We start from the raw sequence: 12156 nt of genomic DNA on the forward strand, positions 1-12156 counted from the left end.
GGTTTTATGACGTACGCAGTGGAGTTTCATAACGTCTCGCGTTTGTATGGGGATGTTCGTGCAGTTGATGGGGTAAGTATTGCGATTAACGACGGTGAGTTTTTCTCTATGCTGGGGCCATCCGGCTCCGGCAAGACCACTTGTCTGCGCCTGATTGCCGGGTTTGAGCAGCTGTCAGGCGGCGCAATTACCATTTTTGGTAAGCAGGCCAGCGAATTGCCGCCCTGGGAACGGGACGTCAATACGGTATTTCAGGATTACGCGTTGTTCCCGCACATGTCGATTCTCGACAACGTCGCCTACGGGCTGATGGTCAAAGGCATCGATAAAAAACAGCGCCACGCGAAAGCACGTGAAGCGCTGGATAAGGTCGCACTCGGTTTTGTGCATGAGCGTAAACCGTCGCAGCTTTCCGGTGGGCAACGTCAGCGCGTGGCGATTGCCCGGGCGCTGGTCAATGAGCCGCGCGTCCTGCTGTTGGATGAGCCGCTCGGGGCATTGGATCTTAAATTGCGTGAACAGATGCAGCTGGAACTGAAAAAATTACAGCAATCTCTTGGCATCACGTTCATTTTTGTTACCCACGATCAGGGGGAAGCCCTGTCGATGTCCGATCGTGTGGCGGTGTTTAATAACGGTCGCATTGAACAGGTAGATTCTCCGCGTGAACTGTATATGCGTCCACGTACGCCGTTTGTGGCAAGTTTCGTCGGGACGTCCAATGTCTTCGATGCGACGATGTCGGCGAACGTTTGTGGGCTACAGGGGATGTTCTCCCTGCGTCCGGAACACATTCGCTTGAATGATACCGGAGGAGAAGTTCAGGCCCGGGGGGTTATTCAGGCGGTGCAGTATCAGGGGGCGGCGACGCGGTTTGAGCTAAAACTCGCCGGAGGGGAAAAATTGCTGGTTAGCCAGGCGAACCTGACGGGAGAAATGCTACCGTCAACGTTGTCGCCAGGTCAGCAGGTGATGGCATCCTGGTCACGCGACGTGATGGTACCGCTGGTTGAGGAGAGGTGAATGGCTATGAACGTCTTACATGCGCCTCCACAGTCGACCAACCTGAACCGGATCTCAGGTTACTTCTGGCGTAATCCGGGGCTGGGGTTGTTTTTGCTGCTCCTCGGACCGCTGATGTGGTTTGGCATCGTCTACTTTGGCTCATTACTGACGCTGTTGTGGCAAGGTTTTTATACCTTCGACGATTTCACCATGTCGGTCACACCAGACCTGACGCTGGCGAATTTGCAGGCGCTGTTTAATCCCGCTAACTACGACATCATTTTGCGCACTCTGACGATGGCGGTAGCGGTCACCATCGCCAGCGCGATTCTGGCGTTTCCGATGGCGTGGTATATGGCTCGCTATACCAGCGGCAAAATGAAGGCTTTTTTTTACATTGCCGTAATGTTGCCAATGTGGGCCAGCTACATCGTTAAAGCCTATGCGTGGACGCTGCTGTTGGCTAAAGACGGCGTGGCGCAGTGGTTTTTAACCCACCTTGGGCTGGAGCCGTTGCTGCTTTCGTTCCTGACATTGCCTGCGGTAGGCGGCAATACGCTGTCGACTTCAGGGTTAGGGCGTTTCCTGGTGTTCGTCTATATCTGGCTGCCGTTTATGATCCTGCCGGTACAGGCCGCGCTGGAGAGACTTCCGCCGTCGCTGTTACAGGCTTCTGCTGATTTGGGCGCGCGTCCGCGTCAAACCTTCCGCTATGTGGTGCTTCCATTGGCGATACCGGGTATTGCAGCGGGTTCGATCTTTACCTTCTCTCTGACGTTGGGTGACTTTATTGTGCCGCAACTGGTGGGACCGCCGGGTTATTTCATCGGCAACATGGTGTATTCGCAACAAGGGGCGATCGGCAATATGCCGATGGCGGCGGCATTTACTCTGGTGCCGATTGTGTTAATCGCACTGTATCTGGCGTTCGTGAAGCGTCTGGGAGCTTTCGATGCACTCTGAACGCGCACCCTGGCTACTCAAACTGGCGGCATGGGGCGGGGTTATTTTCCTGCACTTTCCCATCCTCATCATCGCCACCTATGCTTTTAATACTGAGGAGGCTGCTTTTAGTTTTCCACCCCAGGGATTAACGCTGAAGTGGTTTAGCGTTGCTGCGCAGCGTAGCGATATCCTGGAATCTGTGACGTTGTCACTTAAGATCGCAGCGTTGGCGACAGCTATTGCCCTTGTTCTGGGGACGCTGGCCGCGGCCGCGCTGTGGCGTAGGGACTTTTTTGGCAAAAGTGCAATATCGCTGTTGCTACTGTTGCCGATCGCGCTGCCGGGCATTATTACCGGCCTTGCGCTGTTGACGGCGTTTAAAACCATCAACCTGGAACCGGGTTTTCTCACGATCGTAGTGGGCCATGCGACGTTTTGCGTGGTGGTGGTGTTTAACAACGTTGTGGCGCGTTTTCGCCGTACCTCATGGAGTCTGGTCGAAGCGTCTATGGATCTTGGCGCCAATGGCTGGCAAACCTTTCGTTATGTCGTGCTGCCAAATCTGGCATCGGCACTTCTGGCGGGGGGGATGCTGGCGTTTGCCTTGTCGTTTGATGAAATCATCGTGACAACGTTCACCGCCGGACATGAAAGAACACTTCCTCTGTGGTTGCTCAATCAATTGGGCCGTCCACGGGATGTGCCTGTCACCAACGTTGTGGCATTGCTGGTAATGCTGGTGACAACACTGCCAATTTTAGGGGCCTGGTGGCTAACGCGTGAAGGCGACACTCTCGCCGGAAACGGTAAATAAACGACGATATGGGAAATTGCTATGCAACATCAATTACTGATTAATGGCGAGCTGGTCAACGGTGAAGGTGAAAAGCAGCCAGTCTATAACCCTGCCACTGGTGAACTCATTCTGGAGATTGCTGAGGCGTCAGCCATGCAGGTTGATGCCGCTGTACGTGCGGCAGACGCCGCGTTTGCCACCTGGGGGCAAACCACGCCGAAAGTCCGCTCTGAACTGCTGCTGAAACTGGCGGATGCTATTGCTGATAACGCGCAAACCTTCGCTGAGCTGGAATCACTTAACTGTGGTAAACCGCTGCACTGTGTTCTCAACGATGAAATTCCCGCTATTGTCGATGTTTTCCGCTTCTTCGCCGGTGCGGCGCGTACCCTGCAAGGACAGGCGGCCGGTGAATATCTGGAAGGGCATACCTCGATGATTCGCCGTGATCCGCTGGGCGTAGTGGCTTCTATTGCGCCGTGGAACTATCCGCTGATGATGGCGGCGTGGAAGCTGGCTCCAGCGTTAGCGGCGGGAAACTGCGTGGTGATTAAACCGTCAGAGATTACCCCGCTGACGGCGCTTAAATTAGCCGAATTCGCCAAAGACATTTATCCGGCTGGCGTGATTAACGTGCTGTTTGGTCGCGGTAAAACGGTGGGCGATCCGCTGACCGGTCATGAAAAAGTGCGTATGGTTTCGCTGACCGGCTCCATTGCAACCGGCGAACACATTATTCAGCACACCGCGCCGTCAATTAAGCGTACGCATATGGAACTGGGCGGAAAAGCTCCGGTGATCATTTTTGATGATGCCGATCTGGATGCAGTGGTGAGTGGCGTGCGGACCTTTGGTTATTACAACGCCGGGCAAGACTGTACCGCCGCTTGCCGAATTTATGCCCAGAAAGGCATTTATGATGCACTGGTCGAGAAACTTGGCGCCGCCGTTGCCAGCCTGAAAATCGGTCCGCCGAATGATGAATCGACCGAGCTGGGACCAGTGAGCTCGCAGGCACATCTCGATCGCGTGACTAAAGCGGTCGATGAGGCTAAAGCGTTGGGCCATATTAAGGTCATCACCGGCGGTAAAAAAGTGGATGGTTCAGGCTACTATTTTGCCCCGACGCTGCTTGCTGGGGCGAAGCAGGACGATTCCATCGTACAGCGGGAAGTTTTCGGTCCGGTGGTCAGCGTGACCGTATTTGATGATGAAGATCAGGTGCTGGCATGGGCCAACGATTCGAAATACGGCCTGGCATCCTCCGTCTGGACCCGGGATGTTGGGCGAGCGCATCGCTTTAGCGCTCGCCTGCAATATGGTTGCACCTGGGTCAATACCCATTTCACGCTGGTTAGCGAGATGCCGCACGGTGGGCAAAAACAGTCCGGCTATGGAAAGGATATGTCGGTTTATGGGCTGGAGGATTACACGGTTATTCGCCATGTTATGATCAAGCATGAGTAGTATCTTAAGCGCGATCGGCGAATGGGGCACGGATAGCTAAATATTGGCATACGTGTGTCTATACTATTCGCGCCACTGGCCTCGTCGCCATCGGACGGCGGTAAGTTGGAAATATCCGCGAGGTCAGGCTAATTGATACAACAAAGCCCCAGCATATAGCCGGGGCTTTGTGCTTTCAGGATCGCCATCGGGTTTATCTGCGGCCCAGGCTGCAAAGCCAGGCGAGTAGGGCACAGACGCTCAGAACCAGCCCCAGTTGCTGCACCATGCCTGCTAAACCCAGCATCATCCCAAGTAACAGGTAATAGCTTAATCCGAACAAAGCACCTGCGGCACCGGCCTGTTCACGGTAGTGACGCAGCGCCTGACTCAGCACATTGGGAATGGCGATACCATAGGCAATCACCACGCCGAACACCGGAATCAGGATCCACGCGGAGTGCTGTAAACACCACGCGACGAGACCTGACAACGCTGCCAGCACACAGGCATAACGTACAAGTCGCTCCGGCGTCAGACCTGTCGTTAACAGTCCTCGGTTCAGCAGGCTACCTGACAGAGAAGCAAACGCAAGTAGCAACCCCGTCCAGCCAAAGGCTCTGGAGCTCCATCCTAATTGCCCAAAAAGAAACGGTGCCAGGCTGTAATAGCTAAACAGCATGGTGTTCAGTAGGGCAACCAGCAAGGCGTTTTTCCGCAACTCACTGTCCCGCATCATGCGGGAAAACAGCGCGGCAAGCTTCGGGCTGAGCGTATGTTCGGGCCGGGTTTCTGGCAGCATGGTCGCTGTCAGTATTAGCAGTAGCAACGCCAACAGCACTAGGGCAACAAAGACACCGGTATGGCCATACAGACTCACTAACCAACCTCCGCTTAGCAGGCCAAAAACTGGACTCAATGCCAGCGCGGCCCCCATCACGGAAAAGACGCGGGATAGCGCAGTTGATTCATAACTGTCCCTTAGCATGGTCTGTACCACGACCGACCCCGCAGCCGCACCGACGGCGGAGATCATCCGCGCCAGCAGCAAAACGCTGAAGTCGGTGGCAACAACGGCCAATGCGCAACCTGTTCCATAGCAGATAAGCCCTGCCAGCATAGCCCAACGTCGTCCGATGCAGTCACTTAGCCAACCCCACATCGCTACGCCGACGGCAAAGGCAACAAAATAAACGGAGAGTGTTTGAGCCGCGCGCTCACTGCTTACGTGAAAAGAGGTAGCGATACCCGGCAATGCCGGGCTGTAAATGGTTTCCACCAGTTGTGGAAACATAATCAGTAGCGTAAGAAGCCACAGCGGTGGGCGACGAAGTGTGTTCATAGCAATATCCAAAGAGACAGAAAATAGGCGGGCATTATTGCTGAAAGGAATATGTCGTATTACCATTATCAGGACTTTAAATATCAAATATCAGACAGATAATGAAAATTGCCCCTGATGATGCTTTTGATGCGGATAGTTTTGATAAACCGGTAATCGGTATTGCTGCCGATATGGGCGTACATGATTCCGGGCGGCATAGTCATCTTCGTCATCAGCTACTTTTTTCGGCGGCGGGAAGTATTACGATTGAACTGGAGCAGGCCCTGTGTCTGCTACCGCCACGCCGTGCGGTTTGGATCCCGGCAGGCACGGTACATCGCGCCATAATGCGTGGTGTGATGGCTTATCGCTCTTTGTACTTTTCAACCACATTGCCGTTATCTGAGTTACCGCTGCAGATAGTCGAAGTTAATCAGCTGTTTTTTGAAGTGATAGAACGTATGGCCTTCTGGTCATGGGAAATGCCTGCCGCACAGCAGTCCAGCCTCATTGCCGTTTTTTGTGAGGAAATGCGTGCCGCCCGCAGTGAAAACTGGACATTGCAGTACCCCTCAGATCCACGGCTTAACGAGTGGCTCAAGGGATTACGCATGGGTGAATTGCCACCACGACTGAATCAATTGTCCCGACAGGTTGGGGCATGCGAGAGGACGATCAGCCGAATATTTATCAGGGATACCGGGATGAATTATCAGGACTGGCGGCAGCAATTTAGGTTGTTAAAAGCCATGGAAATGTTGGCTGATGGATGCCATATCAGCCAGGTCGCGCAATATCTGGAGTTTGTCAGCGACAGTGCTTTTATTGCTTTCTTCCATCAACATACCGGCACAACACCTGGCCGTTATTCGGGCAATATAATGCCGCAGAAGGATTAGGGGTATTACATATTAAGGATAATTTACCCAGTGATAGCAGAGTGGGAAGATTGTTTACTGATGGCAGAGAGAAGATCCTCTCTGCCAGCGGACGCTGCAATTAATCAAGAAGAGTTACATCAAGCAAACCAGCCGAACCTTGCGGATATCAGACTGAAAAGTCCTACAGCAGCAAATATATTTATCAGCACCACAGTTTTACTGGAAACATTCATTTTTGCCACCTTTCGTTTTAACCCTTATGGGTATAGTACGGCTTATAACTATCCGCAATAGTACGAATTCTGAACATAATGAAAATGGGTTGTTTTACAGCCGTTTTTCTTAAATTAATTAATAAAACTTGATGTGAGTCATGAAAAAGAGCATATTGCGCGCGATTTTCTCTTCTGGCCAGGATGCCTTAAATGTCCCTATACCAAAAAATGTTGGTTTTTTATGCGGTGATGGCCGTCATCACGGCAATCATCACCTGGTTTCTTTCCCGCGATAAAAAGCGGATCCGCTTTCTTAGCGCGGTATTAGTCGGGGCGACCTGGCCGATGAGTTTTCCCGTTGCGCTGATGTTTTCTCTTTTCTGATGACGGCGTATTCGCCGTTTCAGGAGAAAAGCAGGGCATCTAATCGTTTTTTGTCGGTTTCAGAGACATCCTGTGGGTGCTGATATCCCGCATTCTCATTCGCACGGGTGTACAAGGCAACCAGCCAGTCGTAAACGTAACGGCTTGCACCATGCGAGGGTTGTTCATCCAGCTTCGTCAGGCGTAACATCGGCGATTGCTTCGGCGCGCTAAAAATAGCCGATCCTTTTTGGATCCTGCTGGCAGGGCGCTGTTCCTCAGCAACGTCGGCAAATCCAAGCCAGGTAATAAAATCACCAATATCGGCGTGTAACTGCGCGGCACAGACATTTTCGCGCTGCATAATGCGCTGTAAGCGTTGTGGCATCTCCAGGCGATAGCTGGTGGTGACGAGAATGTCGGCAACCTGCCTTAACGTACGGGGATCGAGTCGTAAACGGCGGGCATTATTTTCATCGCGACACCACTGGCGCACGTGGTTAATCCACATTTTGTGTGCCTGATATCCGGTCTCCTGACTTTCCGGCGAGTGTAGTGTGTCACGCACCTCGGCAAACAGGTCAATCTCTTCATTAAATAAACCGCTTACCTGCTCCTCGCGAGGTTGCTGAATACGCAGCAGCGACTCAAAAATGCGCATCGGCGGGAGCAAACCATCCAGCAGTTCGCCATGTTTTGCCGCTTGCGCCTGTAACTGGCGGATCACCGACTCGTGGCTATCCGATTCAGCTTGAGCGGGATTAATCCAGCTTTTCAGAGTTTCGCGGATGCGCTGTTGATGCTGCTCGCGTAGAGAAGTCAACCTGGCCTGGCGCTGCTGTGGTGAGGTTGCCTGAGTCAGCCATTCGACAAGACGTTGTAAGCTATGTTTATCCAGCGCCTGCAACGTACCCCAATGCAGCCCGGGCTTGCCCATTAATTGCTGCACGGATTCATCAAGGTTTTGCTGGGTACTAAAACGCGCATCCTGCGGGGTAATGGCCCAAACCACGCCCGGTAATGCGGCATCATGAACAGGTTGGGTATCGTTGACCCAGCCCAACAGCTTGCGGGTGATGGCGGGCGTCTGGGCGCGGGCAGAGACCGCGTTGCAGATTAAGAGCACATCCGGTTGCAGGTGCTGGCGATAATGTTCCAGCATCCAGCCTAATTTTGCCTGCCACAGTGGATGAGGATGAGCATCCGGGGCGAGGGGGATATCGAGCAGATCGACATTCTCCAGCACCGCGTCTTCAACCGTCAGGACCAGCTCGCGCGTGAGCAGCGCCAGTGACGACAAAGAAAGGCTGACCGCATTGAGCAACTGATGATTGTCAATGGGATGAACCACCACATCGCTTTGCGCCTCATTATTGCCGGTCAATGCCACCTGGGTCAGGAAACTTTCGGCCGGTAAACCAAAATGATCAACCAGCAGGCTCAGCGGGGCCGCTAATTCTTGCGCGTGTCCGGTTTGTTGCAACGTGTGCGCCAGCGCCAGCCACTGCTGCGTCAGCTCTGGTTGTTCTCCCCACAGTAACGCCCAGGCGTTTGCCCGGGTAGTCAGATCCAGTGCGGGCAGCAACGTGGCAAACTGATACCATAGTGCATCGTCAATTTGCTGCTGGTTTGCCGGTACGCAGGAGCGCCAGAAACGACCAATTGCCGCAACATCATGTGCGGTAATGCCCGGCACCGGGTGACGCTGACGCAGCGTTTGCCATTTTTCCAGGCGCGCCTCAATAATCGATTTCTCGACCTGTCGGTTGTCCGGGAGCGCGCTGAACTGGGCGATAAATAGCTGTACCAGTTCGGCTTCACTGAGTAACCGCAGACGCAACGGCCATTCGCTATCATGCGGATTTTTATCGCGCGTAAAACGGATCGCCATATTGGTTGGTGCATGGCCCGGATTAATATGCGAGAAATAATCAAAGCTGCGATCCGGGGTAACAATATTCACTTTGCCAGTGGCATTGCAGCACAATGCCGCCAGCAGATGTGCTTTTGCCGATTGTGAGTGTCCGTATAACCCTATACATCCTTGCGATGAAAAGGTCGTCTTCAGCGCAGATTCACTCACTGCGGCTAGCGTAAGCTGTGCCAGCAGAGCATCCGCTTCATCATCAAGACGCACCGCACGTTGACGGGTATCAGCGACCCACTCTATGGCGGCCTGCGCGGTATTTAACATCTTACTCATTTCAGGTACACGCTCCCGCTATCAATCCAGTAATGGCTTCCGCTATGGCGACGGTCTGCCAGCGTATTCAGTTTTAACGTTAAGGCATTGGCGGCAACGGGGGTGCCATCCTGTAACCAGGCATCACTCAGGATGAAGAATTCCGGGCCACTTTCTTTGCTGCCGCCGCGTAGCTGCAGCCGAACATTCAACACGCCATCTCCGGCGATAGTTTTTGCCAGTTCGGCAGAGTTTATGCTGAGCGTATACAGCGGCGTGGCAGGCCAGCGGCTGTTTGCCAGTTGCCGAAATCCTAACGTCACGTTGCCACGTAACGGGAAATGCAACCGGGCATCCAGCTTCGCCCCAGGTTTATCCAGATCAATATCGTGATACCAGATGTTCTCATCGCGCAGGGTATTGACCGTATTATCCAGCACACCGAGAAAGCGTACGGTCGAGTAAGCGCCGATATCGGCAGCTTTAAAGTTAAAACGTGGCAAACGCAAATCCAGCGCCAGGCTGCACAGCATAGCGCCTACAGCAGCGGTGGATTTAGGGTTACCAATCCGCCCCTGTTGGCTGAACGGATACCACTCATGCACGCGGTAGTTATCCATCCAGATCATACGGTTAACCGGAACAGGTTGCAGATGGCGGATCAACGCCTGTACACCCGGTAAACAAGCGGGCCTGCCGGTCACTAATAAGATATCGCAGCGATAATGTGAAATGGCCTCACAAACCGCGTGCAGTGGGGAAGTCAGGGTAAATTGCCCCGTCAATAGTGCTTCTTGTAACTGCCTGAACTGTACCTGTAACGGCACGCTCAGAACATCAAACGCTGGCGACCCTGCTGGCAACGCATGATCGATAGCCTGTTGGATGTAGTTCATCACGTTGCGCGTGGGTTGTTGACTCAGGAGTTCCCCAAAGGTGGCATGTAGTCCGGCGACCGGATCGTTAATATCGCTTTGTTCCCAGGCAGAGAGGACCGCATGACCAAGCGGCATAAAGAGCTGCAATGCCGTTTGTTGACGCAGAATTGCTTGAGTATCGATGCGCCCGGAATCGCCAAATAGCGTGGCCAGCAATGCGGCGGCGTCGGTCACGCCAGCCTGTTGTAAGCGGGTTTGCAGTGCAGGCAACACGCAGCGCTGAATCACGTCCAGCAGCATGTCATCGCCCGCAACTTTAAAACCTTCACGGAACAGCAGATGCGGGGTAATTTTGACGTTCGCGCCAACGCCGTCATCAAGCTGGTAATGAACGACGGCCATGTCCGTTGTCCCGCCGCCAATGTCGATCGATGCCACGCGCAGTGCACGGCCTTTCGTCTCACCAGGCTCTGGCAAACGGTCCGGGCGGGCAAGGGCGTTAAAGAACGATTCGGTGTGGCCATCGTAGTGAGAGATAGCCTCGTTATACAGCCACACCAGTTGTCCGCAACTGGCTTCATCCCATTCCATCTGAATTTCAGGTACGGGAACCACACTTTTTTCCTGCTGCTTACGGGTGGTGAAGTCTTCATCCTGCGGGTGCCAGCCCATCGCTTTCCAGACCAGGGCAATAGCTTCAAACATGCGCAGGCGGAAAATCTCGCGCTCCTGTTTGGGCATCGCCGACGGTAGGGTCAGGATCAGCGTCCGTAACTGACGAGGAGACGCCGGGAATCCGAGGCGCAAACGCGTCGCTACGCTGTTAATTTGCCCCAGCGCCTGGGCCAGTATTTCGCACAGCATATGCGTCATCAACGTGCTGCGGCTGTATTGTGGTGAGAACACAGGCAGACGATCGTCCTGCGGCAGGCTGAACAGCGGTTGCCCGTCATCGTTCATCAGGTTCATCAGCGGGAAGGCGGTAGCCAGCGGTTCGCGCTGGGTTTTGCCATTCATCTGGCTAAAGCGCCAGTCATGCAGCACCGGCGTTTCATCCCACAGATAGCGGCGCGGGCTTGAGATCCCACTGTTGCCCTCGGTGCCCATACGCTGCATCGCCAGCTTACGGGCTTCATCACCCACACGCACAATCGACGGCCAGATAAAGGCGTCATCACGTCCGCTCTCAACGGAAAAGTGCTGCTTACCAAAGCGCGCTTCGGAAAACTCCAGCCGACTGGTGAATAGCGGATCGTTGAGGAACTGCGGCTCGCTTAACGAACGGACCTGCAATTCAGCGGTCTGACGCAGCCCGTCATTGGCATCCCCGTGATCTTCAATCAGGACACCACAGGTATGGGTATTACCGATATCCAAAATAAGATCGACGGGAATGGCGGGTGTGCTAAGGGTGTGCGTAACCAGTTTCACTTCCGGGACGGAAAGCTGCTCACCTAACAGGGTCAGCATATTCAGCCAGTGCGCCTGGTATTCAAAGTTACGCAGCGCCTGCTGGATCTCTTGTTCTGAGCGGTTCTCATGTTGGGTGACATGGTGCATAAAAGATTCGCGCAACCAGCCGTCAATCCAGGTCTGGTCAAGGAAATCAGCAATTTCGTTGTCATGCCAGGCCAGCGCAAACCGTGTACCGTTAAGCAGATCATTTTCGTTGGGGGTTAACGCCGCAGGGGCATTTTCAGTAAGCTGGCTGTCCAGCGCTACGGTAACACGGTGGGTGTTGCCCGCGCTGTCCGGCTGCGGCAGCTTTCGCACCTGCACGCGTGCCCAGTTATCCGGGCCTTCAACAAACGTACGCGGCGGGTTAAAGCGCAAAAACGGCAGCGGCAGCCAGACGCCGTCGAGCACGTCCAGCGAATAGTGCAGCGTCTGAGTACTTTCCGGCTTCACCACTTCGGGTTGCGCGCCGGTGCTGCCCGGTAGGGTATAGCGTCCTGACGTCAGATCGAAGTCTAGTCTCAGTAGCGGACCGTTTGCCGTTTTGCGCACAAAGCGTCCATGGTGCGCAGATTCCTGCGGCGTGAGGCCGAAATCCAGAAATTGCACACCGCTATTGGCGATGAGCGTCACGCTCTGTTTGTAATCACACAGATTCACCAACAT

Annotated in this window: 10 protein-coding genes; 6 read left to right on the forward strand and 4 right to left on the reverse strand. The window is 53.9% G+C overall.

The window, feature by feature from the left end:
- Window positions 1-6 precede the first annotated feature (6 nt).
- From SK38_RS05535 to patD, 4 genes are read left to right on the forward strand one after another with little or no spacing between them, the layout of a single operon-like run.
- Window positions 7-1023 (forward strand): ABC transporter ATP-binding protein, encoded by a 1017-nt coding sequence (locus SK38_RS05535; protein WP_048235324.1) that lies wholly within the window; start codon window positions 7-9, stop codon window positions 1021-1023.
- Window positions 1024-1968: an ABC transporter permease gene (locus SK38_RS05540; protein ID WP_048235325.1), complete on the forward strand. Its 945-nt coding sequence runs from the start codon at window positions 1024-1026 to the stop codon at window positions 1966-1968. It begins immediately after the preceding gene.
- Window positions 1958-2764: an ABC transporter permease gene (locus SK38_RS05545; RefSeq protein ID WP_048235326.1), complete on the forward strand. Its 807-nt coding sequence runs from the start codon at window positions 1958-1960 to the stop codon at window positions 2762-2764. The genes SK38_RS05540 and SK38_RS05545 overlap by 11 nt, the downstream gene beginning before the upstream one ends.
- 21 nt (window positions 2765-2785) lie before the next feature.
- A complete protein-coding gene (gene patD / locus SK38_RS05550; RefSeq protein WP_048235327.1) occupies window positions 2786-4213 on the forward strand; it encodes an aminobutyraldehyde dehydrogenase in 1428 nt (475 codons plus the stop codon).
- A gap of 193 nt (window positions 4214-4406) precedes the next feature.
- Here patD and SK38_RS05555 read toward each other — a convergent pair whose 3' ends face one another.
- A complete protein-coding gene (locus tag SK38_RS05555) occupies window positions 4407-5534 on the reverse strand; it encodes a multidrug effflux MFS transporter (RefSeq protein ID WP_048235328.1) in 1128 nt (375 codons plus the stop codon).
- Window positions 5535-5635: 101 nt separating this feature from the next.
- Between SK38_RS05555 and SK38_RS05560 the strand changes: the two genes are divergently transcribed.
- The gene (locus SK38_RS05560; RefSeq protein WP_048235329.1) at window positions 5636-6415 is read left to right on the forward strand and encodes an AraC family transcriptional regulator; all 780 of its coding nucleotides are present in this window, start codon (window positions 5636-5638) and stop codon (window positions 6413-6415) included.
- A 119-nt stretch (window positions 6416-6534) separates the two neighbouring features.
- Here SK38_RS05560 and yncL read toward each other — a convergent pair whose 3' ends face one another.
- On the reverse strand, window positions 6535-6630 hold the full coding sequence (gene yncL / locus SK38_RS23685; protein WP_071524268.1) for a stress response membrane protein YncL: 96 nt from the start codon (window positions 6628-6630) through the stop codon (window positions 6535-6537).
- Between the two features lie 192 nt (window positions 6631-6822).
- Here yncL and SK38_RS23690 point away from each other — a divergent pair, with 192 nt between their 5' ends.
- Window positions 6823-6996, forward strand: coding sequence for a GhoT/OrtT family toxin (locus SK38_RS23690; protein ID WP_003020198.1), 174 nt, complete (start codon window positions 6823-6825; stop codon window positions 6994-6996).
- Between the two features lie 19 nt (window positions 6997-7015).
- Here the strand turns inward: SK38_RS23690 and SK38_RS05565 are convergent, their stop codons facing one another.
- Window positions 7016-9178 (reverse strand): virulence factor SrfC family protein, encoded by a 2163-nt coding sequence (locus SK38_RS05565; protein ID WP_048235330.1) that lies wholly within the window; start codon window positions 9176-9178, stop codon window positions 7016-7018.
- Window positions 9175-12156, reverse strand: a complete 2982-nt coding sequence (locus SK38_RS05570; RefSeq protein WP_048236428.1) for a virulence factor SrfB — start codon at window positions 12154-12156, stop codon at window positions 9175-9177. Before SK38_RS05570 ends, SK38_RS05565 begins: the two co-directional genes overlap by 4 nt.

This window comes from Citrobacter sp. MGH110, from assembly GCF_001037515.1.
GTDB classification, from domain to species: Bacteria; Pseudomonadota; Gammaproteobacteria; order Enterobacterales; family Enterobacteriaceae; genus Citrobacter; species Citrobacter portucalensis.